The organism is Burkholderia sp. BCC1999 (assembly GCF_905339975.1).
Lineage (GTDB): Bacteria > Pseudomonadota > Gammaproteobacteria > Burkholderiales > Burkholderiaceae > Burkholderia.
The window spans coordinates 123,243-146,031 of sequence record NZ_CAJPHP010000019.1 but is presented as its reverse complement, the minus strand read 5'-3'; the positions used below and the strand labels follow the sequence as shown (position 1 = coordinate 146,031).

21 protein-coding genes and 1 tRNA gene are annotated in these 22,789 nt (G+C 66.8%); 15 read left to right on the top strand and 7 right to left on the bottom strand.

Annotated features, from left to right (window positions below):
- The first annotated feature begins 208 nt into the window (after window positions 1–208).
- The 3 genes from U5809_RS25730 to U5809_RS25720 are packed head-to-tail and all read left to right on the top strand — an operon-like array spanning window position 209 to window position 2,441.
- Window positions 209–991, top strand: coding sequence for an amino acid ABC transporter substrate-binding protein (locus U5809_RS25730; RefSeq protein ID WP_322088572.1), 783 nt, complete (start codon window positions 209–211; stop codon window positions 989–991).
- A 14-nt stretch (window positions 992–1,005) separates the two neighbouring features.
- Window positions 1,006–1,686, top strand: a complete 681-nt coding sequence (locus U5809_RS25725; RefSeq protein WP_322088571.1) for an amino acid ABC transporter permease — start codon at window positions 1,006–1,008, stop codon at window positions 1,684–1,686.
- Window positions 1,683–2,441, top strand: a complete 759-nt coding sequence (locus U5809_RS25720; RefSeq protein ID WP_322088570.1) for an amino acid ABC transporter ATP-binding protein — start codon at window positions 1,683–1,685, stop codon at window positions 2,439–2,441. Before U5809_RS25725 ends, U5809_RS25720 begins: the two co-directional genes overlap by 4 nt.
- 24 nt (window positions 2,442–2,465) lie before the next feature.
- Here U5809_RS25720 and U5809_RS25715 read toward each other — a convergent pair whose 3' ends face one another.
- Window positions 2,466–3,281 (bottom strand): alpha/beta hydrolase, encoded by an 816-nt coding sequence (locus tag U5809_RS25715; RefSeq protein ID WP_322088569.1) that lies wholly within the window; start codon window positions 3,279–3,281, stop codon window positions 2,466–2,468.
- Between the two features lie 81 nt (window positions 3,282–3,362).
- On the opposite strand from U5809_RS25715, the gene U5809_RS25710 reads away from it, so the two are divergent.
- Window positions 3,363–3,977 carry a CGNR zinc finger domain-containing protein gene (locus U5809_RS25710; protein ID WP_322088568.1) on the top strand — a complete coding sequence of 205 codons (615 nt, stop codon included), beginning with the start codon at window positions 3,363–3,365 and terminating at the stop codon, window positions 3,975–3,977.
- Window positions 3,978–4,013: 36 nt separating this feature from the next.
- On the opposite strand, the gene U5809_RS25705 is transcribed toward U5809_RS25710, so the two are convergent.
- Both U5809_RS25705 and U5809_RS25700 read right to left on the bottom strand, forming a co-directional pair.
- Window positions 4,014–5,063, bottom strand: coding sequence for a DUF3592 domain-containing protein (locus U5809_RS25705; RefSeq protein WP_322088567.1), 1,050 nt, complete (start codon window positions 5,061–5,063; stop codon window positions 4,014–4,016).
- Between the two features lie 187 nt (window positions 5,064–5,250).
- Window positions 5,251–5,326, bottom strand: a tRNA-Lys gene (locus U5809_RS25700).
- A gap of 190 nt (window positions 5,327–5,516) precedes the next feature.
- Here U5809_RS25700 and U5809_RS25695 point away from each other — a divergent pair.
- Both U5809_RS25695 and U5809_RS25690 read left to right on the top strand, forming a co-directional pair.
- A complete protein-coding gene (locus U5809_RS25695; RefSeq protein WP_034201217.1) occupies window positions 5,517–5,921 on the top strand; it encodes a PaaI family thioesterase in 405 nt (134 codons plus the stop codon).
- 8 nt (window positions 5,922–5,929) lie between these two features.
- A complete protein-coding gene (locus U5809_RS25690) occupies window positions 5,930–6,796 on the top strand; it encodes a patatin-like phospholipase family protein (protein ID WP_322088566.1) in 867 nt (288 codons plus the stop codon).
- Window positions 6,797–6,845: 49 nt separating this feature from the next.
- On the opposite strand, the gene U5809_RS25685 is transcribed toward U5809_RS25690, so the two are convergent.
- Entirely contained in the window at window positions 6,846–7,859 is a 1,014-nt protein-coding gene (locus tag U5809_RS25685) for a D-2-hydroxyacid dehydrogenase family protein (RefSeq protein ID WP_027788844.1), read from the bottom strand.
- A 426-nt stretch (window positions 7,860–8,285) separates the two neighbouring features.
- Between U5809_RS25685 and U5809_RS25680 the strand changes: the two genes are divergently transcribed.
- On the top strand, window positions 8,286–9,335 hold the full coding sequence (locus U5809_RS25680) for a LysR family transcriptional regulator (RefSeq protein WP_322088565.1): 1,050 nt from the start codon (window positions 8,286–8,288) through the stop codon (window positions 9,333–9,335).
- A gap of 140 nt (window positions 9,336–9,475) precedes the next feature.
- Here the strand turns inward: U5809_RS25680 and U5809_RS25675 are convergent, their stop codons facing one another.
- The 3 genes from U5809_RS25675 to dprA form a co-directional block, all read right to left on the bottom strand.
- Window positions 9,476–12,100, bottom strand: a complete 2,625-nt coding sequence (locus U5809_RS25675; protein WP_322088564.1) for a DNA topoisomerase III — start codon at window positions 12,098–12,100, stop codon at window positions 9,476–9,478.
- A 193-nt stretch (window positions 12,101–12,293) separates the two neighbouring features.
- A complete protein-coding gene (locus tag U5809_RS25670) occupies window positions 12,294–12,674 on the bottom strand; it encodes a thioredoxin family protein (protein WP_282506216.1) in 381 nt (126 codons plus the stop codon).
- Window positions 12,675–12,710: 36 nt separating this feature from the next.
- Window positions 12,711–14,024 carry a DNA-processing protein DprA gene (gene dprA / locus U5809_RS25665; RefSeq protein ID WP_322088563.1) on the bottom strand — a complete coding sequence of 438 codons (1,314 nt, stop codon included), beginning with the start codon at window positions 14,022–14,024 and terminating at the stop codon, window positions 12,711–12,713.
- 185 nt (window positions 14,025–14,209) lie between these two features.
- On the opposite strand from dprA, the gene def reads away from it, so the two are divergent.
- From def to esaR, 8 genes are all read left to right on the top strand, one after another.
- Window positions 14,210–14,713 (top strand): peptide deformylase, encoded by a 504-nt coding sequence (gene def, locus U5809_RS25660; RefSeq protein ID WP_176050823.1) that lies wholly within the window; start codon window positions 14,210–14,212, stop codon window positions 14,711–14,713.
- A gap of 34 nt (window positions 14,714–14,747) precedes the next feature.
- Window positions 14,748–15,731, top strand: a complete 984-nt coding sequence (fmt, locus tag U5809_RS25655) for a methionyl-tRNA formyltransferase (protein WP_322088562.1) — start codon at window positions 14,748–14,750, stop codon at window positions 15,729–15,731.
- Between the two features lie 120 nt (window positions 15,732–15,851).
- The gene (locus U5809_RS25650; RefSeq protein WP_322088561.1) at window positions 15,852–16,493 is read left to right on the top strand and encodes a LysE family translocator; all 642 of its coding nucleotides are present in this window, start codon (window positions 15,852–15,854) and stop codon (window positions 16,491–16,493) included.
- A 100-nt stretch (window positions 16,494–16,593) separates the two neighbouring features.
- On the top strand, window positions 16,594–17,451 hold the full coding sequence (htpX, locus tag U5809_RS25645; protein WP_176050819.1) for a zinc metalloprotease HtpX: 858 nt from the start codon (window positions 16,594–16,596) through the stop codon (window positions 17,449–17,451).
- Between the two features lie 220 nt (window positions 17,452–17,671).
- A complete protein-coding gene (rsmB, locus tag U5809_RS25640; protein WP_322088560.1) occupies window positions 17,672–19,063 on the top strand; it encodes a 16S rRNA (cytosine(967)-C(5))-methyltransferase RsmB in 1,392 nt (463 codons plus the stop codon).
- Window positions 19,060–19,650 (top strand): DUF4390 domain-containing protein, encoded by a 591-nt coding sequence (locus U5809_RS25635; RefSeq protein ID WP_176050817.1) that lies wholly within the window; start codon window positions 19,060–19,062, stop codon window positions 19,648–19,650. Before rsmB ends, U5809_RS25635 begins: the two co-directional genes overlap by 4 nt.
- Window positions 19,640–22,054: a sensor histidine kinase EsaS gene (gene esaS, locus U5809_RS25630; RefSeq protein WP_282506211.1), complete on the top strand. Its 2,415-nt coding sequence runs from the start codon at window positions 19,640–19,642 to the stop codon at window positions 22,052–22,054. The genes U5809_RS25635 and esaS overlap by 11 nt, the downstream gene beginning before the upstream one ends.
- Window positions 22,055–22,756 carry a response regulator transcription factor EsaR gene (esaR, locus tag U5809_RS25625; protein WP_176050815.1) on the top strand — a complete coding sequence of 234 codons (702 nt, stop codon included), beginning with the start codon at window positions 22,055–22,057 and terminating at the stop codon, window positions 22,754–22,756.
- The last annotated feature ends 33 nt before the right edge of the window (window positions 22,757–22,789 follow it).

Here is a 22,789-nt window from a genome sequence, read left to right as displayed (position 1 = left end):
TACGAAGACGTATTCGCTGCCGTGGTAAGTAGCGTGTAAGGCGCCCGCACCGGTTTTGCAGCCGGTGCGGGCGTTATTCGATCGGCTCATATCGTTAGCCGATTTGCGTTTTTGCCGTGCTCCAACGCGTCGGTAGAATTCGCGGACCTCTCGAGCGGCGCATGCGTGCCGACGGGATGATTCTCTCCAATCATTCGGGGTCCGCACCATGAAATTCCTCCGTTCCATCCTGATCGTCGCGCTGCTGCAGGCGACCGCGGCCACCAGTGCGCTGGCGGCCGACGACCTGTCGCAGATCAAATCGGCCGGCGTATTCCGGGTCGGCACCGAAGGCACCTACGCGCCGTTCACGTACCACGACGAGACGGGCAAGCTGACGGGATTCGACGTCGACATCGCCACGGCGATCGCGCAGCGCCTCGGCGTGAAGCCGCAGTTCGTCGAAGGCAAGTGGGACGGGCTGATCGCGGGCCTCGACGTGAACCGCTACGATGCGGTCGTCAATGAAGTGTCGATCACCGATGCGCGCAAGGCGAAATACGATTTCTCGTCGCCGTACATCACGTCGCACGCGGTGCTGATCGTGCGCGCGGACAACACGACGATTCGCTCGTTCGACGACCTGAAGGGCAAGAAATCCGCGAACACGCTGACGAGCAATTTCGGCAAGCTCGCGGCCGCGCATGGCGCCGACGTGGTTCCGGTGCAGGGCTTCAACGAATCGATCGACCTGCTGAGCTCGGGGCGTGTCGACGCGACGATCAACGATTCGCTGTCGTACCTCGATTTCCGCAAGCACAAGCCCGACGCGAAACTGAAGATCGCGGCGACCGACAGGACCGGTGCCGGCGATGCGTCCGGCGTGCTGCTGCGCAAGGGCAGCCCCGCGCTGGTGGCCGCGATCGACAAGGCGCTCGCGGACATCAAGGCGGACGGTACCTACGCGAAGATCTCGCAGAAGTACTTTGGCCGCGACGTGTCGCAGCCCTGACGCGAGGCTGAACGATGCCGGCCTGGCTGCACCTGATGGCGGAATCGTTGCGGCCGCTGCTTTACGCAGGGCTCGTGTTCACGGTTCCGCTCACGCTCGCGTCGTTCGCGATCGGCCTGCTGCTCGCGTTCGGCGCGGCGCTCGCGCGGCTGTTCGGGCCGCGCTGGGCGCAAGCCTTCGTGCGCTTCTACATCTGGCTGTTCCGCGGCTCGCCATTGCTCGTGCAGCTGTTCGTGATCTTCTACGGATTGCCGAACGTCGGCATCGTGCTCGACCCGCTGACGGCCGCCGTGATCGGCTTCTCGCTGAACGTGGGCGCGTACAACGCCGAGGTGATTCGCGGCGTGATCGAATCGATGCCGAAGGGACAGTGGGAGGCCGCCTACTCGATGGCGATGACGCGCGCGCAGGCGTTGCGCCGCGCGATCCTGCCGCAGGCCGCGCGTGTCGCGCTGCCTGCGCTGTCGAACTCGTTCATTTCGCTCGTGAAGGACACGTCGCTCGCGGCCGTGCTGACCGTGCCCGAGATTTTCCAGGCCGCGCAGCGGATCGCGGCCGTGACTTACGAGCCGCTGATTCTCTATACCGAGGCCGCGGTGATCTATCTGCTGTTCAGTTCGGTGCTGTCCACGCTGCAACGTCGCCTCGAAGCCCGCTTCGGCCGGCACGCGCTGTTCCAGGCGGAGTTGCGGTGATTCGTCTCGACCATATCGACAAGTCGTTCGGCGCGCATCGCGTGCTGAGCGGAATCGACCTCGCGTTGCAGCCGGGCAGCGTGACCGCGCTGATCGGGCCGTCCGGCAGCGGCAAGAGCACGCTGCTGCGCTGCGTGAACCTGCTCGAAGTGCCGGAGGCCGGCGCGCTCACGGTCGGCGATGCGCGCATCGAATTCGCGCCAGGGCACCGGCCGTCCCGTGACGCGGTGTTCGCGGTGCGCAGGCAGACCGGCATGGTGTTTCAGAACTTCCAGTTGTTTCCGCACCTGAGCGTCGTGCAGAACGTGATGGAAGGGCTCGTGACCGTGCAGCGCTGGCCGCGCGAACAGGCGCGCCAGCGGGCGCTTGCGTTGCTCGACAAGGTTGGCATCGCGGACAAGGCCGACGCGTGGCCGGCCACGCTGTCGGGCGGGCAGCAGCAGCGCGTGGCGATCGCACGGGCGCTCGCGCCGTCTCCGCAGGTGCTGTTGTGCGACGAGCCGACGTCCGCGCTCGATCCGGAGTTGTCCGTCGAAGTGGTCGAGGTGCTGCGCCAGCTCGCACGCGAAGGCACGACGATGCTGATGGCCACGCACGACTTGCGCCTGGCCGCGTCGATCGCGCACGACGCGGTGTTCCTCGCCGACGGCCGCATCGTCGAAGCCGGCGCATCGCGCGAGCTGTTCGGCCGCCCACGCGACCCGCGCACCGCGAAGTTCGTCGCGACACTCGCGCAGGGCGTACCGGTGTTCTGATGCGGGACGGCATGCCGACGGTGGTCAGCCCGGCACGTGTCCATCGAGTACCGCGACGACGATCGCCTCCGGCGCATCTTCCTGGACCAGGTGCCCCGCTCGCGGCACCCTGATCAGCTTGCCGTTCGCGATGCGATCGGCAAGCGCCTGCCCCTGTTCGAGCGGAATCCACGCGTCGTCCTCGCCCCACACGATGCGCACCGGGAAGTCCGGCGGCGCGTAACGTGCCTCGGCTTCCTCGATGTAGCGCTGGCGCATCTGCGCGATCTGGCGATAGAACGCGGCCTGGCCGGCCGACGTGAGCCACGGCGCACGATAGATCGACAGCGCGTCGTCGCTCAGCGGCCGCGCCACTGCATTGCCCAGATAGGCCGACAGGAGCGCGTGATGCGCATACGCCGGCAGCCCGGTGAACGCGGCTTCGTGCTGCGCGACATGGCGTACGAACGGCGACCCTTGCGGCGCGATCGCGACCGGATTCACGAGCGTGAGATCCGCATACGCAATGCCGTCGAGAAAGTGCGCGCGCAGCACGGTGGCGCCGCCGTAGTCGTGTGCAAGCACGCGTGGCCGCGAAATTCCCCATTCATTCAGCATTGCGCCGAACAGCGCGTTCTGGCGGCCGAGCGACACGTCCGCGTCCGGCATGTCGGACTGGCCGTAGCCGAGCAGGTCGTAGAAATACACGCGATGACGCCGTGCGAGCCACGGCGCGATCCGGCGCCACACCTGCGATGAAAACGGCGTGCCGTGCACAAGCACGAGCGGTGGGCCTTCCCCGAGCGTGCCCCATGCAATCCGGTGGCCTTCGAAATTGAAGCGATTCGCGAGTTCGAGCATCGGCTTCTCCGTGCTAACCTGTTTTGGTTGTTAACAGGTTACGCCGGATTGTCCGGATGTGAAACCGATAGGTGAAAATAAATGGTTACTCGATCCGAGCCTGCACGACACGTGCACGCATGGGGTGCGGCCGATTTCGTCGGTGGCCATCCTGCGCTCGACTTCCTCAATACGGTGGCCGACACGGGCAAGACGCGCGACGACGAAAAGCTCGTCGACTGGCCGGCCGTGCGTGCGTGGGCGGAGCAATCAGCGTTGCTGGCGCCGGCCGATCTGGCGCGGCTGCTGCGACATCCGCAGCAGGACGGGCCTGACGAACTGGTTGCGCTGCGCCGCTTTCGCGACGATGCGTATGCCGCGGTCGCGCACCTGACGGCGGAAGGCGGCGGCAGCGCCGGTGCGCGCGCGGCGGACCGGCTCGCGGTGGCGATCCGAGAAGCGATCGGGCGCAGCGCGTTCGACGCGGTCGACGGCCGCTTCGCGTGGCGGCCCGACGCGCGCACCGCGTCACGCTGGATCGATGCGGCCGCGCTCGGCTTCGAGCAGTTGCTGCGCAGCGACGATTTCGCGCGCGTGCGGCAGTGCGGCCGGTGTACGTGGTTCTTCGTCGATCGCGGCCGCGGCGTCGGGCGCCGCTGGTGCGACATGCGCACGTGCGGGAACCGCGCGAAGGTCGAGGCGTTCAGGGAGCGGTGAAGTGCGCGGCGTGATGGGGGCCGCGCCACGCGCGTGTCATGGGGCGGCTTCGTGCGGCCGATGTTCGGGCCACAGCGTCGCGGCGATGAACAGCCCGGCGGCAAGGAACGGTGCGCCGATCGCGAACAGGATCGCCGTGAGGCCCCAACGATCCCAGAAGCGGTCGACGATCGCGCGTTCGGGCGTGACGGGGTCGTACAGCACGTCGACCGCGTCGCCTTCGCGCAGGCCTGGATGCGACGACGCCGAACCCTGCGCGAACGTGATCGGCCGCCCGCTGTCGGTCGTGAACGCGACGATCGCCGAATACAGCGACGTGCGCAATCGCGCCGACCGCCCGTTTTTCGCGATCTCGACGACATGGCCGGTCGAGCGCGCATAGTGATGGACGATCTGCCACTGACGCAGGCCGGTCGCGCCGGCGCCGGCGAGAAAGCCCGTGCCGATCGCGATCGGAATCAGCACGATCGCGATATCCCAGCGGCGCCGCGTTTCCTTGCGTTCGGCGCGGGTCGGCGGCGGCTCGGCTTGCCGGCGGCGCCGTTCGCCGGCGATCAGCAGGCCGCCGATCGCGAACGACGCGAGCGCGAGCAGCGCCGACACGACCACCGGAAACCAGCGTTGCGCGAAATCGTCGATCAGGGCGGGGCGGTCAGGGTGGTCGGGGTCGAGCAGCACGTCGACGTTCTCACCGATGTCGTATGCGGGGACGGTCGATGCGGTATTGCCGGCAATTTCGCGGCGCAGGCCTTCGTTCGACAGGTACGCGACGATCGGCCGGTATGCACGCATCGCGTCGCTGTCCTGCACGATGCGCACGACGGTGCCCGGCACGCGGACCAGGTGGCCGGTCGCACGGCCGGTCGTGACGGCGAGCACGCCTGCCAGCACGAGCAACACGACGCCGAGCGCCAGCGCGACGAGTGCGTCCTTACCGGGCATGACCCGATCCGGTTCGTGCATCGCGCGACGGATTCGGGTGTGACCGGGTGAGCGGCTCGTCCCGGCGGACCAACCGATATCGGCGCAACCATGCCCTCTGAATGGTCGCGTCTCGTTCACATGCTTCCATGTCTGACGTCCCATGTTCTCTCAGTGCCGGCCGGCAAACGACAGTGCCTGCGCCGGTCGTGTGATATTTGTCGGACGATTCTAGCGGAAACGATGCGCAAGAGGCGTGCGGTTGCGTACCGTGAATGGCGCGCGCGCCGTGAATTCGGCGGCGGAAAAGGAAAAGGCCGGTTAGCTTGCGCTAACCGGCCTTTGAAATTCCTGGTGGGGCGTGAGTGACTCGAACACTCGACCTACGGATTAAGAGTCCGCTGCTCTACCAACTGAGCTAACGCCCCCAACAGAAGAAAGATTATGCCGGGGTTTTCAGGGCATGGCAAGACCTTTCTGCAAATATCCTGAAAATATTTCGTCACGCCAACGGCGGCTGTCGGCACGGTAACGAGCGATCGCAGTTGGCGCGCTCCCGGTATGATGACGCCACATGTGCTGCGCGGCGGTCGCGCAACGCTTTCTGGACATTCGAAGATGGACGAAAACGCAGTCCGCGAATTGCTGGATCGCCTGCTGGCCCCGTGGGTCCGCTCGCTGGGTCTGGTCCCCGTGTCGATCGGCGACGACAGCGTCACGCTGCGCCTGCCGTTTTCCGGCGAATTCCGCCATTCGGGCGGCATCATCTGCGGCCAGGTGTTCACGGCGGCCGCCGACACCGCGATGGTGGTCGCGATCTCGTCCGCGCTCGGCGAGTTCCGGCCGATGACGACGGTATCGCTGAACACCAACTTCATGCGTCCCGTGCGCAAGGGCGACGTGCTCGTCACCGCGCGCGTGCTGCGAATGGGCCGCAACCTCGTGTTCGGCGAAGTCGAGCTGTTCGACGAGGACGGCAAGATGGCCGTCCACGCGACGTCGACCTACGCGCTCGTCAGCTGAGCGGCGCAATGTTCGAGCAGATCGTTTTTGCGGGCGGCGGCAATCGCTGCTGGTGGCAGGCCGGCTTCTGGGACGTTGCGCGGCCGGCGCTCGACCTGCGCCCGCGCGTGATCACCGGCATCTCGGCTGGCGCGGCGACCGCGTGCATGCTGTATACGCGCGACGCCGCGTGGGTGATGCGCTATTACGAAGAGGCGCTGCGCCACAACCGGAAGAATGCGTACTGGGGCAACCTGTTCGGGCGCGAGCCCGTGTTTCCGCATTACCGGATCTATCGCCAGGCATTGCTCGACATCTACGGCGAGCCGTTTGCGAAGCTGGCCGACGCGCCGGAGATCCGCATCGGCGTGTCGCACGTGCCGCGCTGGCTCGGCGCGCGCAGCGCGGTCGCCGCCGGTCTCGTCGCGTACAACATCGAGAAATACGTGCGCAAGACGCTGCACCCGACGCTCGGGCGCACGCTCGGCTTTCGGCCCGAATTCGTGCGTGCGCAGGCGTGTACGCGAGTCGACGAGCTCGCCGACCTGATCCTGCAGTCGTCCTGTACGCCGCCGTTCACGCCGGTCTTGCGCCGCGGCGGCCGGCCCGTGCTCGACGGTGGAATGGTCGACAACGTGCCGGTCGACGCGCTCGACCCGTCGCCGGGCGACGTGCTGGTGCTCGTCACGCGGCTGTATCCGCGTCCGCAGATGTTCACGGTCGCGCACGGCGACCAGCGGCGGCTGTATGTGCAGCCGTCGAGCAAGGTGCCGATTTCGAGCTGGGATTACACGAGCCCGTCGCAGATGCGGCATGCGTACGATCTCGGGCGGCGCGACGGCGAGCATTTCCTCACGCGCGTCGGCGCGATGACGGGCGGCCGCGTGGCCGCCTGACGATCGGGCAGGAAGGGGCAGGGCAGCGCGGTGCGCGCAGCCCGTGCGATCAGCGCTTGCGGATCGGCGTCAGCGCTTCGGGGTTGGCGACGCTCGACATGTCGCCGTCGTCGAATGCGAGGATGTTGCGGAACGCCGCGCTGAAGTAAAGCTCGTAGCTTTCGCGTTCGACGTAGCCGATGTGCGGCGTGCAGATCACGTTTTCCATGCGCAGCAGGCTGTAGCCCTGCAGGATCGGCTCGCTCTCGAACACGTCGATCGCGACCATCCCCGGACGGTTGTGCGACAGCGCGTTGACGAGCGCGTTTTCCTCGAGCAGCTCGGCGCGGCTCGTGTTGACGAGCAGCGACGTCGGCTTCATCCGCATCAGGTCTTCCTGCTTCACGATCCCGCGCGTGTCGTCGTGCATGCGCAGGTGCAGCGACAGCACGTCGCTTTGCTCGAACAGCGCTTCGCGGCTCTCGGCCGCCGTGTAGCCGTCGGCGCGCGCGGCTTCGAGCGAATGCTCGCGGCCCCAGATCAGCACGTTCATCCCGAAGGCCTTGCCGTAGCCGGCGACGAGCCGGCCGATCTTGCCGTAGCCCCAGATGCCGAGCGTCTGGCCGCGCAGCACCTGGCCGAGACCGAAGTTCGGCGGCATGGCCGACGTCTTCAGGCCCGACTGCTGCCAGGCGCCCTGCTTCAGGTTCGCGACGTACTGCGGGATGCGGCGCTGGGCCGCCATCACGAGCGCCCACGTCAGCTCGGCGGGCGCGACCGGCGAACCCGTGCCTTCGAGCACAGCGATGCCGCGGTCGGTACAGGCTTCCAGATCGATGTGGCTCGACACGCGGCCGGTCTGGCTGATCATGCGCAGGTTCGGCAGCTTGGCGAGCAGTTGCGAAGAAATCGGGGTCCGTTCACGAATCAGCACGAGCGCCTCGACTTCCGCCAGGCGGCTTGCGAGCTGTCCCAGGCCGCGCACCGTATTGTTGAAGACCTTCACGTCGTGGCCGGCAAGCATCTCGAAGCAGTTCAGCTTGCGGACGGCGTCCTGGTAGTCGTCGAGGATGGCAATTTTCATGGTGAACGGGTGTCGCGCGTTGAAAGCGGCAGTGGCGGCGGCGCACGTCGCGCACCCGTCCCGCCCGGCCGGGGCCGACATGATGCTACGCCGGCCGCCTTCTTGGTGTCTTTTTAACAGGTTGTTACGCTCCGCCGCAATTGGCGGGAGCCTGATCCGGCGCCGCTCGCGTGCGGGGCGCTAGGGTGCGCTGTTGTGTCGCATCAAACACGTCTTTCCTGATTCGGCTACTTACTCGACGAGGTTCACCCAATTGTTGCTTCAATCAGAATAATTGGATCATCTATCCATGAAGGGCGAGGATTTTTGACTATTTTTATCGCCAACCGGCCCCTTGCTGAGCAACTCTGCATCATTTCCGCTGTCGTAGGAGAATTACGCATTTGCTTCATCTTTTTGAAGTTGTACTAGCGGCAGGAGTCGTTTATGGATCACTTGCAGTCGATGCGCGTATTCGTCAAGGTTGCAGATCTCGGCAGTTTCGCGCGGGCCGCGAGCGCAATGGATATCTCCAACGCGGTCGCGACGCGCCACGTCGCCGACCTGGAAGGCCGGCTTGGCACGCGCTTGCTGAATCGCACCACGCGCAGCCTCTCCCTGACGGAGTCGGGTCAGGTCTATCTGGAGCGTGCCCGCCAGATCCTCGATGAGCTCGAGGACGTCGAGCAGATGGTCGTCGCACGCAATCACGAGCCGGTCGGCACGCTGCGCATCGTCGCACCAGTCGTGTTCGGCCTGCACAACCTCGCACCCGTGCTGCAGTCGTACACGGAGAATTTCCCTAAAGTGGTGCCGGATCTCACGCTGGTCGACCGGCAGGTCGATCTCGTCGAGGAAGGCTTCGACGTCGGCATCGTCGTCACGCGCCAGATGCGCAGCGCGAGCATCGTCACGCGGCGCCTGACCACCGGTTGCATGACCGTGTGCGCGACGCCGAGCTATCTGGAGAAGCACGGCGTGCCGACGCATCCGGAGCAGCTCGCCGAGCACCCGAGCCTGAGCCTGCCGACCGAATACTGGGGCGACGAGCGCGTGTTCACGGGGCCGGACGGCGAAGTGCGCGTGCGCCCGACCAACGTGATCGTCGCGAACAACACCGCGATGCTGCGCCAGTTCGCGCTGCTCGGGATGGGCGTCGCGATCCTGCCGAGCTACCTGATCGGCAGCGACATCGCGCGCGGCGCGCTCGTGCGGTTGCTGCCGGATTTCCGGCTGCCGCAGGTCGAGATCAACATCGCGTATCCGAGCCGGCGCCATCTGCCGGCGAAGGTGCGCACGTTCATCGACCACCTCGTCGAGCATTTCAGCCATTCGACCGACGCGATGATGGGCGAGCAGTGGGCCGCGCAGAGTTCGGTGCTCGCGCCGATCGGCGTCGAAACCCGCGCCGAGCAGCCGGAAGCGGCCGACCCGAACTTGTCGCCGCGCCTGCCGCGTTCGCCGCGCACGCGCGTCGCAGTGCCGTCGCCGCTGTAACGGCGCGACGGCCGGGTGGCGGTTGCCGCCGGCACAAAGAAAAAACGCGGATCGAGCGATCGATCCGCGTTTTTTATTGGCTGCGTGATGAGGTCTGATGCGAAGCCTGACGCGCCGGGGAGGCCCCGGCGGCCAGGTCGTTACGAACCCGTCTTGCGCGCCGTCGTCTTGCGGGCGGCCGTCTTGGTGGCTGCAGTCTTCGCGGCGGTCTTGCGGGCCGGCGCGGGTTTCTCTTCTGCACCTTCCGTCACGGTTTCGGCATCCTTCGTCGCCGATTTTGCCGTCTTCTTCGCGGCGGCGGCCTTCGGCTCCTTCTTTTCGAACTCGAAACCGATCTTGCCGTCCGGCTGCTTCACGAGGAATGCCTTGAAGTTGCGGCCGGTGCGCGACGACTTGAAGTTCGGCAGCAGATCCGTGCGGCCGTCGGCCAGCAGCTTGCCCATCTGCTCGCGCGTGATCTCCTGCTGCAGGATCACCTTGCCCGAGCGGAAGTCGCAGGTCTTCGGGTTCGCCACCGAGTGTTCGCAGACGTAGCTCATCCCGTGCTCGAATACGCGGCCCTTGCACTTCGGGCACGCGCCGACCGGCTCCTGCGCGGAGAAGTCGGGCGCTTCGCCTTCCTCGCCGCCCTGGTCCTGGCCGAAATCGAACTCGAGCTTGTAGTTCTTCGTCTCGTCGTCGAAGGACAGCTTGAGGATCGCCGAGAACGGGCGGCCCATCTTGCTGCGGAACCCGGACAGCGGCCCGATTTCTTTCTTCTGCAGCAGCTCCTCGACTTCCGGGATCTCGAACTGCCGGCTGCCCGGGATCTTCGAGATCGAGAACTCGCACTTCGTGCACGCGAAGCGGCGGTAGTTTTCCTTCACCTGGCCGCCGCAGTTCGGGCACGGCGTCTCGAGCGTCGCGTAGTCGCCGGGGATCGTGTCGGAATCGTATTCCTTCGCGCGCTTGACGATCTGCTGCGTCATGCGGGCGATTTCCTGCATGAACGCGTCACGCCCGAGGTTGCCGCGCTCCATCTGCGACAACTTGTATTCCCATTCGCCGGTGAGCTCCGGCGCGGTCAGTTCCTTCACGCCGAGCCCGCGCAACAGCGTCATCAGCTGGAATGCCTTCGCGGTCGGGATCATTTCGCGACCCTCGCGCAGCAGGTATTTCTCGCCGAGCAGGCCTTCGATGATCGCCGCGCGCGTGGCCGGCGTGCCGAGGCCCTTCGCGGCCATCGCTTCGCGCAGCTCGTCGTCCTCGACCAGCTTGCCCGCGCCTTCCATCGCGGACAGCAGCGTCGCTTCCGAGTAGCGGGCGGGCGGTTTCGTCACGAGTGCGACCGCAGCGATCTCGTCCGTCTTCACCTTCTCGTCCTTCTGCACCGGCACGAGATTCGCGTCAGCGCCTTCGGCGTCGCGGCCGTACACCTGCAGCCAGCCCGGCTCGACGAGCACCTTGCCTTCGGTCTTGAAGTGATGGCCGGCGACTTCGGTGATCCGCGTCGTGACGCGGAATTCGGCGGCCGGGAAGAACACCGCGAGGAAGCGCTTCACGACCAGGTCGTACAGCTTCTGCTCTGGCTCGGACAGCGCCTTCGGCGCCTGCAGCGTCGGGATGATTGCAAAGTGGTCGCTGATCTTCGAGTTGTCGAAGATCCGCTTGTTCGGCTTCACCCAGCCCTTGTCGAGCACCTGCTTCGCATGCGGCAGGTAGTTGTTGCTCTCCTTGAGCATCTCGAGCGTGGACTCGACCGTCGACAGGTAGTCTTCCGGCAGCGCGCGCGCGTCGGTACGCGGGTAGGTCAGCACCTTGTGCTTTTCATACAGCGCCTGCGCGAGACCGAGCGTGTTCTTCGCGGAGAAGCCGAAGCGGCCGTTCGCCTCGCGCTGCAGGCTCGTCAGGTCGAACAGCAGCGGCGACAGTTGCGTCGACGGCTTCGATTCCTCGGACACCATGCCGATCTGGTCGCGGCAGGCGGCGACGATCGTTTCGGCGGCCGGCAGGCTCCACAGGCGGGAGTCACGTTTCTCCGGATCGAATTCGTCGCGCTTGAATTTCGGGTCGTACCACTTGCCTTCGTAGAAGCCGGCCGCGCACGCAAATTCGGCCTTCACTTCCCAGTAGTCGCGCGGGATGAAGCGGCGGATTTTCTCTTCACGTTCGACGACGATCGACAGCGTTGGCGTCTGAACGCGACCGACGGTCGTCAGGAAGAAGCCGCCGCCCTTGCTGTTGAACGCGGTCATCGCGCGGGTGCCGTTGATCCCGACGAGCCAGTCGGCTTCCGAGCGGCAGCGTGCGGCGTCGGCGAGCGGCTGCATGTCGGTGTCGCTGCGCAGGTTCGCGAAACCGTCGCGGATCGCCTGCGGCGTCATCGATTGCAGCCACAGGCGCTGGACCGGCTGCTTCGCCTTCGCGTGCTGCGCGATCAGGCGGAAAATCAGCTCGCCCTCGCGCCCCGCGTCACATGCATTGATCAGTCGGTCGACGTCCTTGCGCTTCATCAGCTTCGTGAGCACCTTGAGGCGCGACTCGCTTTTTGCGATCGGGTTCAGGTCGAAATGCGGGGGGATGACGGGCAGATGCGCGAAGCTCCATTTCCCGCGCTTGACCTCGTACTCTTCCGGGGCGGCGATTTCCAGCAGGTGGCCGACAGCGGACGAAAGGACGAAATCGTCGCTCTCGTAATACTCGTCATGCTTGGTAAAGCCGCCCAAAGCGCGTGCGATGTCGTTCGCGACAGAAGGCTTTTCCGCAATGATCAGTGCTTTGGACATGACAGGTGTGTGTTGGTAGACCGGGTTCGCCGGTTGTGGGTCCCTTTTACGACCGCTTTATAGCACACGCCGCAGCGACGGCGGCTCAGCGTGTAAAAAGCGGCTCATCATAGAGGGGGGCTGCAACGGCGGCAAGCGCCCGCCGCGGCGGGGCGCGCAAACACGCGCAAAACCGCCGCGCCGGCCTGCGAATTCAGGCTTCGACGATCAGGACGTTGCGCAATTTCGGTGCGTGCGGCGAGCCGGGCACTGCGCTCAGGTCGGACAGCATCCGCTCGACGATCGCCGCGTGCGGCAGCACCGTGCCGAAGAAGCGTGCGGTGTTGGCATCCTCGATCAGGATCGTCGGGAAGTTCTCGACGTCGAGATCGTCGAGCTGGTCGGCATGCGTTTCGATGTCGATCCAGGCGAAGCAGGCGTCCGGATGCGCGTCGGCGAGCTGGTCGAAGGCCGTCCGGTAGTCGCGGCACGTGCCGCACCACTCGGCGCACAGGCAGGCGACGAGCAACGTGCCGGGATCGGCGAGGCGCTCGGCGATCCGATCCGCATCGGTGTCGAGATTCAGCGCGGGCATGGAATTCCTTGGATATCGTCGGCGGCTTGGCCGCCCCTATGGCGGGGAATGTAGCACGCCGTGCGCGGCCGGGGTGGGCGTGGCGTCAAGCCGCGCGAAGCGGCCGCCAGGGAGGCTGGCGACGTGGCCGGCCAACTCCAGCGCCAGCAACGCACCATGCAGAACGTCGTCGGACAGGCCGCTGCGTTCGGCGAGCCATTCGTAGGTAACGGGGCCGTATCCCAATGCGGCCAACACGGCCTGCTCGGAGGCGGCGCCCGGCGGCGGGGCGTCGATTCGGGCCGGCGTGGCGGCCGGAACGGCGGGATTCGCCTGCCCTGCGCCGGCAGCGTCGCTTGTGCGGATGCCGCCGGTGTTGGTGCCGGGATGCCCGGCGGGAGCCGGGCGGCCGGTTGCACACGCGGCCGGTTCGGCCAGCCCGTACTCTTCGAGCACATCGAGCGGCGCCGCCGTGAGCTTCGCGCCGTCGCGGATCAGCGCGTGGCAGCCCTGCGCGAGCGGTGCGTGGATCGAGCCCGGCACCGCGAATACATCGCGCCCCAGTTCGTTCGCGAGCCGTGCGGTGATCAGCGAGCCGGAGCGCGGCGCGGCCTCGACGACGAGCGTGCCGATCGCCAGTGCGGCGATCAGGCGATTGCGCTGCGGGAAATGCGCGGCACGGGCCGGTGTGCCGAGCGGCCATTCCGACACGATCGCACCGTGCGCGGCGATCTCGTGCGCGAGTGCGCGATGCCGCGCCGGATAGACGAGATCGGCACCTGTCGCGATGACGGCGACCGTGCCCGAGCGGCCGTCGAGCCCGCCGCGATGCGCGGCGCCGTCGATCCCGAGCGCGAGGCCCGAGACGATCGAGAGCCCCGCGTCGGACAATGCGCGCGCGAAGCCCGTTGCGTCGGCGAGCCCCTGCGGCGTCGCGTGCCGGCTGCCGACCACGGCGAGACCGCGTGCATGCAGCAGGTCGAGCCGGCCCTTTACATATAGCAGGGGCGGCGGATCGTGCAGGTCGCGCAGCCGCGGCGGGTAGGCCGGATCGTTGAGCGTGACCAGCGCATTGCCCGGCGCTTCGAGCCACGCGAGCGCGGCGTCGGTGCGTGCGTCGAAATTGCCGCGCTCGCTCGCGCGAACCGCTTGTGCGGCGGCGGGGCAGCTCACCGCGGCGATGGCCGGGTCAGGGGCGCACAACAGTGCGGCCGGTGAGCCGAATGCATCGAGCAGGCGCTGCAGCACGGCGGACGCGAGGCCGGGCGCGTGCGCGAGCTGTAGCCACGCGCGCAGCGCGGACGGCGTCAGCGCTTGCGGCGACATGAGGCTGCCCTCGAATGCGGCGGCCAGCGGACCGCGTGGCGCCATGATAAAATTTTCATCATCCGAAATACTCGACAGGGCCGTGCGCACGAGCGCCCGGCCAATTGCAGGAGGCGTGATCCGCGGCGTTGAATCGCCACGCATCCGCCTCATCTTCATTGCATCCCGGCGGCGGCACCAGTCGGCCGGATGGCCGATGCGGCACGCCGCTCCACCGAATACCGAACACCATGGCCTTGCTCAATATTCTTCATTACCCCGACAAGCGGCTGCATAAGGTCGCCAAGCCCGTCGACAAGGTCGACGACCGGATCCGCAAGCTCGTCGCCGACATGGCCGAGACCATGTACGCGGCGCCCGGCATCGGCCTTGCGGCCACGCAGGTCGACGTGCACGAGCGTGTGATCGTGATCGACATCTCGGAGGAGAAGAACGAACTGCGCGCGTTCATCAACCCCGAGATCGTGTGGTCGAGCGACGCGAAGCAGATCTATGAAGAAGGCTGCCTGTCGGTGCCCGGCATCTACGACGAAGTCGAGCGGCCCGACCACGTGCGCGTGCGCGCGCTCAACGAGCAGGGCGAGACGTTCGAGCTCGACTGCGAAGGCTTGCTCGCCGTGTGCGTCCAGCACGAGATGGATCACCTGATGGGGCGCGTGTTCGTCGAATACCTGTCGTCGCTCAAGCAGACGCGCATCAAGACGAAGATGAAGAAACTCGAACGCGCGATGTAACGCGCGTTCGCCCTGCCCGACCTCGAACGCTGTCATGACCCATACGTTGCGCGTGATTTTTGCCGGCACGCCGGAATTTGCCGCGGCTGCCCTTGCCGCAATCCACGAGGCCGGTTTCCCGGTGCCGCTCGTGCTCACCCAGCCCGATCGCCCTGCGGGGCGCGGGATGAAGCTGCAGGCGAGTGCCGTGAAGCGCTACGCCGTCGAGCACGGGATGCCCGTTGCGCAGCCGCCGTCGTTGCGCCGCGCGGGCAAGTACCCGGCCGAGGCGGCCGATGCGATCGAGCTGCTGCGCACGACGCCGCACGACGTGATGGTGGTGGCCGCCTACGGCCTGCTGCTGCCGCAGGAAGTGCTCGACATCCCGCGCGCCGGTTGCATCAACATCCATGCATCGCTGCTGCCGCGCTGGCGCGGCGCCGCGCCGATCCATCGTGCGATCGAGGCCGGCGACGCCGAGACGGGCGTCACGCTGATGCAGATGGACGTCGGCCTCGACACCGGTGCGATGATCGAGGAAGCACGCATCGCGATCGCGGCCGACGATACGACCGCGACGCTGCACGACCGGCTCGCTGCCGATGGCGCGCGGTTGATCGTCGATGCGCTCGTGCGGCTCGAGCGCGACGGCATGCTGCCGGCGACGCCGCAGCCGGCCGATGGCGTGACCTATGCGGAAAAGATCGGCAAGCATGAGGCGGCGCTCGACTGGCGCAAGCCGGCCGACGTGCTCGCACGCCAGGTGCGTGCGTTCGATCCGTTCCCGGGCGGCGTCGCGACGCTCGACGGGGCGGCGATCAAGCTGTGGGCGGCCGAGCCCGTGGCGGTGCGCGGCGACGCGGTGCCCGGCACGATCGTCGACGCCTCGCCGGAAGGCGTGGTCGTCGCATGCGGTAGCGGCGCGCTGCGCGTCACGCAGTTGCAGAAGCCGGGCGGCAAACGGCTGCCCGCGCGCGAATTCCTGGCCGGCTCGCCGCTCGCCGCAGGCCAGCGTTTCGCGCTGCCCGACGTTGCCTGACGCGGGCTGACCGTCATTCGACACGGCCTGCCGGCCCTGCACAATTGGCCGGACGGCCGAGTCGCGCGGCGCGGCAGGCGCGCGTAGAATTTCCCTGCGCTCTCCGGTTTCGAGGTTTTCATGTTCGGCATCACCCATTTCGGTTTCTTCGTGCTGGCGGTTTTCTTGCTGAATGTCACGCCCGGCCCCGATACGGCTTACATCGTCGGCCGCAGCGTCGCGCAGGGCCGCGGCGCGGGGCTGATGTCGGCATTCGGCATTTCGGCAGGCTGCTGCGTTCACGCGCTCGCGTGCGCATTCGGCCTGACCGCGCTGCTTGCGGCGTCGGCCACCGCGTTCACGGTGATCAAGCTGGTCGGCGCGGCCTACCTGATCTACCTCGGCGTGCGAATGATCATCACGAAGCAGGCCGCAGCGCCGGCGGGCGTCGAAGCCGCGCAGGCCGCGGTTGCCAAGCCGCTGCGCCAGCTGTTCATGCAGGGCTTCTGGACCAACGTGCTGAATCCGAAGGTCGTGCTGTTCTTCGTGTCGTTCTTCCCGCAGTTCGTGTCGGCCGACAGCCCGCACAAGGCGTGGGCGTTCCTGACCCTCGGCGCGGTGTTCGTCGCGATGAGCACGGTCTGGACGAGCCTGGTCGCATGGGTCGCGGGCAGCGTCACGCAGCGCTTTTCCGGCAAGCCGGGCGTCAAGAAGTGGCTCGACCGCACGGTCGGCAGCGCGTTCGTCGGCCTCGGGCTGCGCCTGGCAACATCGCAACGCTGAGATTGAATTTTTCCGGCAAGACCTTATCTAACAAATCGCTTACAATTTTCCGCCGCGCCCTTTGATGCGCGGCGGGTCCCCTGACGGATAAGGAGTGGGTATGTTCAATTGGGTCAAAACGGCGATGCTGATGGCCGCGATCACGGCCCTGTTCATCGTGATCGGCGGCATGATCGGCGGCTCGCGGGGCATGACGATCGCGCTGCTGTTCGCGCTCGGCATGAATTTCTTCTCTTACTGGTTCTCGGACAAGATGGTGCTGCGCATGTACAACGCGCAGGAAGTCGACGAGAACTCGGCGCCGCAGTTCTACCGGATGGTGCGCGAGCTGGCCACGCGCGCGAACCTGCCGATGCCGCGCGTCTACCTGATCAACGAGGACGCGCCGAACGCGTTCGCGACGGGCCGCAACCCCGAGCACGCGGCGGTCGCCGCGACGACGGGCATCCTGCGCGTGCTGTCGGAGCGCGAGATGCGTGGCGTGATGGCGCACGAGCTTGCGCACGTGAAGCACCGCGACATCCTGATCTCGACGATCACCGCGACGATGGCAGGCGCGATCTCGGCGATCGCGAACTTCGCGATGTTCTTCGGCGGGCGCGACGAGAACGGCCGGCCGGCCAACCCGATCGCGGGTATCGCGGTCGCGCTGCTCGCGCCGATCGCAGGCGCCTTGATCCAGATGGCGATTTCGCGGGCACGCGAGTTCGAGGCCGACCGCGGCGGCGCGCAGATTTCGGGCGATCCGCAGTCACTCGCGACCGCGCTCGACAAGATCCATCGCTATGCGGCGGGTATCCCGTTCCAGGCGGCCGAGGCCCATCCGGCCACCGCGCAGATGATGATCATGAACCCGCTGCACGGTGGCGGCCTGCAGAACCTTTTCTCGACGCACCCAGCCACCGAGGAGCGCATCGCGCGCCTGATGGAGATGGCGCGTACCGGCCGCTTCGACTAAACCCCGGCGTACCGTGCGGCCGTTGCCGCGCGGGGTCCGGCACGCCACCCCGCACGCTTCGCGCTGCGGGGTGTTTCATTTGTGCGCGCCGTAAAGGGGACAAAGGGGCCGCGTGGTCGCACGCTACAATGCGCGATTTGGGATCGCGAGGCCTTGCGGCCGTCGCGATCCTGCCGTTTGCCGCATTTGCTTGCTGCGTTTGATTGCCGATTCCGTACCAATGACACGACCCCGTTCTTCCGCTCCGTCTTCCTCCGGCCGCCCGGCGCGACTGGCCGCGCTGCATCTGGCGCCCGATTCGCTCGGCTTCGCGCTCGACGCGGCCGCGCAGGCGGTCGATGCGGTACGGCGCGGCACTGCGCTGCCGGCAGCGTTGTCGACGGTATTCGCACAGATGGAGTCCGGTGCGCAGGCGCTCGCGCGCGGTGCGACGCAGGATGTTGCCTACCGGACGATGCGTCGCCTTGGCAGCGCAGACTGGCTGATCGGCAAACTCGTCAGCAAGGCGCCGCCCGCGCACGTTCATGCGGTGCTCGCCGGCGCGCTCGCGCTGCTGCTCGACCCGGCGGACGATGCCGCGTATTCGGCATTCACGGTAGTCGATCAGGCCGTCACCGTCGTCGGCGCGCGGCGTGAATGCGCGTTCGCGAAGGGCATGGTCAACGCGGTGCTGCGCCGTTTCCTGCGCGAGCGCGATGCCCTCGTCGCGGAGATGCAGGACGATCCGGTCGCGCGGTGGAATTACCGCGCATGGTGGGTCGATGCGGTGAAGCGCGCATGGCCCGATGCATGGCAGGCGATTCTCGCGGCCGGTGAACGACAGGGCCCGTTGACGTTGCGCGTGAATGCGCGCCGCGCGAGCGTCGACGCGTATCTCGAGACGCTGCGGGCGAGCGGGATCGAAGCGACCGCGATCGGCCGGCACGCGGTGCGGCTCGCGTCGGCGCTGCCGGTCGAGCGCATTCCGGGCTTCGCCGACGGCGTGGTGTCGGTGCAGGACGCCGGCGCGCAGCTCGCGGCCGAATGGCTCGACGCGCGCGACGGCATGCGCGTGCTCGATGCCTGCGCGGCACCCGGCGGCAAGACCGGTCACATTCTCGAACTGGCTGACGCGGAAGTCGTTGCGCTCGAAAGCGATGCAACGCGCGCGGCGCGCATCGGCGAAAACCTCGTGCGCCTGTCGCTCGAAGCGAACGTGTGCGTCGGCGATGCAGGTGCGCCCGACGCGTGGTACGACGGGCGCCCGTTCGACCGTATCCTCGCCGATGTGCCGTGCTCGGCGTCCGGCATCGTGCGGCGGCACCCCGACATTCGCTGGTTGCGCCGCGAGGCCGACATTCCGGCGCTCGTTGCGGAACAGCGCCGCATCCTGTCGGCGCTGTGGCCGCTCGTGAAGCCGGGCGGCGAGCTGCTTTACGTGACCTGTTCGATCTTCCCCGAGGAAGGCGAATTGCAGGCCCGCTGGTTTGAAGCGGCCTGTGAAGATGCGGTACGATTGGACGCCCCCGGCCAGCTGCTGCCAGGCGGCGTGCAGGGACGGGCGGCCGCCGGCGCACTCGACCAGAACACCGATCAAGACGGATTTTTCTACGCGCGGTTTCAGAAACGGTGACGATCAAACACCTTTTTCCATTTCGGCTCGCGGCCGTCTTGCTGGTCGCGTTGATGCTGTGCCTGGCCGTCGTCCGGCCGGCGCATGCCGAATCGATCGCCGTGCAGCGCGCGTCGCTCCAGTCCGACGGAAGCGGCTGGAGCCTCGACGCGCGTTTCGACTTCGAGCTGAATCCGAACCTCGAGGATGCCGTGAACAAAGGCATTCCGGTGTATTTCACGACGGATTTCGAGTTGAGTCGCGCGCGCTGGTACTGGCTTGACGAACAGCCGGTATCGGTGTCGCAGACGATCCGCCTGTCGTTCCAGCCGCTCACGCGCGAGTACCGTGTATCGACCGGCGGCCTGCAGCTCGGTTTCCCGTCGCTGAAGGACGCGCTCGCGGTCGTCCGGCACATCACGTCGTGGCACGTGATCGACCGCAACCAGGTGCGCTCGGGTGAAACCTACACGGCGTCGGTGCGGATGCAGCTCGATACGGCGCTGATGCCGAAGCCGTTCCAGGTCGATGCCGTGAACAACCGCGACTGGACGCTCGGGTCGGACTGGAAGCGCTTCACTTTCACGGTGACCGAACGTGCTAAATAAAGTGCGCCGCGCGGCCAGCGGGAAGAGCCTCCTCGTCCGTGTGATCGTCTCGACCGTCGCGCTGACCGCGCTGCTGCTGCTCGTGCTGCTCGCGGCCGCGAGCGCGAACACCGAATTCTTCGATCGCTACTACTCGTGGCTGTACGCGACCAACATCGTCGTCGCGCTCGTGTTCCTGCTCGTGGTGCTCGGGCTGATCGGGATGATCGTCGTGCGCCTGAGGAAGGGCAAGTTCGGCACGCGGCTGCTCGCGAAACTCGCGGTGTTCTTCGCGCTCGTCGGCGTGGTGCCGGGCGGGATCATCTACATCGTGTCGTACCAGTTCGTGTCGCGCAGTATCGAGTCGTGGTTCGACGTGAACGTCGAGACCGCGCTGACGGCCGGTCTGAACCTCGGCCGCGGGATGCTCGATGCGTCGCTGTCCGACCTGCAGACGAAGGCGCGGATGATGTCCGACCAGCTCGCGAGCGTCGATGCGAACACGAACGGCACGACGCTCACGCTGCTGCGGCTGCGCGACCAGTTCGGCGTGCAGGACGCGACGATCGTCGAGCCGAGCCGCGGCGGCTCGGGCGCGGCGCCCGACCTGCATATCGTCGCGCAGGCGTCGGGCAATTTCGCGGCGCTGATTCCGGACGACCTGCCGACTCCGCTGATGCTGAGCCAGGCGCGCGAACACGGCGCGTACGCGGCGATCGAGGGCGAAGTCGACGGCGACCCGCGCGCGCATGGCGCGAAGGGCGCGCTGCGGCTGCGCGTCGTGCGGCCGATTCCCGATGCGACGACGTCGCTGCTGCAGCCGGCGGAGCGCTTCCTGCAGCTCACGCAGCCGGTGCCGCCGACGCTCGCGCACAACGCGGACGCCGTGCAGCGCGCGTATCGCGAGTACCAGGAAAAGTCGCTCGGCCGCACGGGGCTGCGCAAGATGTACATCGGCACGCTGACGCTCGCGCTGTTCCTCGCGACCTTCATCGCGATGATGCTCGCGCTCGCGCTCGGCCAGCAGCTCGCGCGGCCGCTGTTCCTGCTCGCGCAGGGCACGAAGGAAGTCACGGAAGGCGACTACACGCCGAAGCGCGAGATCAAGACGCGCGACGAGCTCGGCTTCCTCACGCAGTCGTTCAACGCGATGACGCGCCAGTTGTCCGAGGCGCGGCTCGCGGTCGAGAAGAACCGCGTCGCGCTCGAGCATTCGAAGACGTATCTCGAAAGTATCCTCGCGAATCTGACGGCCGGCGTGTTCGTGCTCGACCGCCAGTTCAGGCTGACGACGGCCAATCGCGGCGCCGAGCGGATCTTCCGGCAGCCGTTCAACTCGCTGATCGGCACGACGCTCGACCGGATCGGCGTGGCGGCGGGGTTCGGCGCGATGGTGCGCAAGGCGTTCGCCGATCGCGAGGCGGCGTCCGACGGTGGCAGCGGCGATCGCGGCCACTGGCAGCAGCAGTTCGCGATCGAGGTGCCGGGCGAAACCGAACCGCTGACGCTGCTCGTGCGCGGCACGCGTCTCGTGTCGACGGTCGAGGGGCAGGCCGACGACCCGCAGACGTCCGGTTACGTCGTCGTGTTCGACGACATCTCCGACGTGATTTCCGCGCAGCGGTCGGTCGCGTGGGGCGAGGTCGCGCGCCGGCTCGCGCATGAGATCAAGAATCCGTTGACGCCGATCCAGCTGTCGGCCGAGCGGCTGCAGATGAAGCTGTCCGACAAGCTCGCGCCGCCCGATGCGGATGTGCTCAAGCGCGGCGCGACGATGATCGTGAACCAGGTCGCCGCGATGAAGCGGATGGTCGACGATTTCCGCGAATACGCGCGTACGCCGCCGGCAGTGCTCGCGAACCTGCAGTTGAATGAACTGGCGAGCGAGGTGCTCGGGCTGTATGGTGTCGGCGAAGGCAAGAACCCGATCATCGCCGAGCTCGCGCCGTCGCTGCCGGTGATACGTGGCGACGCGACGCAACTGCGCCAGGTGATTCACAACCTGCTGCAGAATGCGCAGGATTCGGTCGCGGAGTCTGCGCATCCGCGTGTGTTGATCGAAACCAAGACAGTAGAATATGGCGATCCCGACGCCGAGGGCAAAACGCGCGTCGCGGTACGTCTTACCGTGTCCGACAACGGGCCTGGTTTTCCGGCACGCATCCTGACCCGCGCGTTCGAGCCTTACGTGACGACGAAGGCGAAGGGCACGGGGCTCGGGTTGGCCACGGTCAAGAAAATCGTCGACGAGCATGGCGCGCGGATCGATCTGCGCAATCGCATGCACGGCGAGACCGTCGAGGGTGCGCAGGTGTCGATCCTGTTCCTGCAGATGGCGAGCGATGCGCCAGGCGCCGAATCGGGCGTGCAGGGCGGGACGGCCCCCGCTAAGACAAAAGCAAGTGAGCAGACAAAGGCAGCGTAAATGGCAACCATCCTGGTGGTAGATGATGAAATGGGCATCCGGGAATTGCTCTCGGAGATCCTCAGCGATGAAGGACATGTCGTCGAGGCAGCGGAGAACGCGCAGGCCGCGCGGGAATACCGGCTGAATCAGGCGCCCGATCTCGTGCTGCTCGATATCTGGATGCCCGATACCGACGGCGTGACCTTGCTCAAGGAGTGGGCGGCGCAGGGGCTGCTGACGATGCCCGTGATCATGATGTCCGGGCACGCGACGATCGATACGGCCGTCGAGGCAACCAAGATCGGCGCGCTCGATTTCCTCGAGAAGCCGATCGCACTGCAGAAGCTGCTGAAGTCGGTCGAGCACGGTCTCGCACGCGGCGCGGCGCCCATGTCCGCCAACGCGGCGGCGAAGGCCGGCGCCGGACAGGCCGCGGGGCCTGCATCGGTGGCGTCCGCGGCAGCGCTGCCGACGCTCGGCGACGACATGGCAGTGGCACTCGGCCTCGCGGGGCAGACGGCCGCGATTCCGTTCGACATCCCGTTGCGCGAAGCGCGCGATGCGTTCGAGCGCGCGTACTTCGAATATCACCTCGCGCGCGAAAACGGCAGCATGACGCGCGTCGCGGAGAAGACGGGCCTCGAGCGCACGCACCTGTATCGCAAGCTCAAGCAGCTCGGTGTCGAGCTCGGCAAGAAGCCGTCCGAAGGCGTCGTATAAAATATTTTGCGAAACCTCTTGCTCGGGTACGAA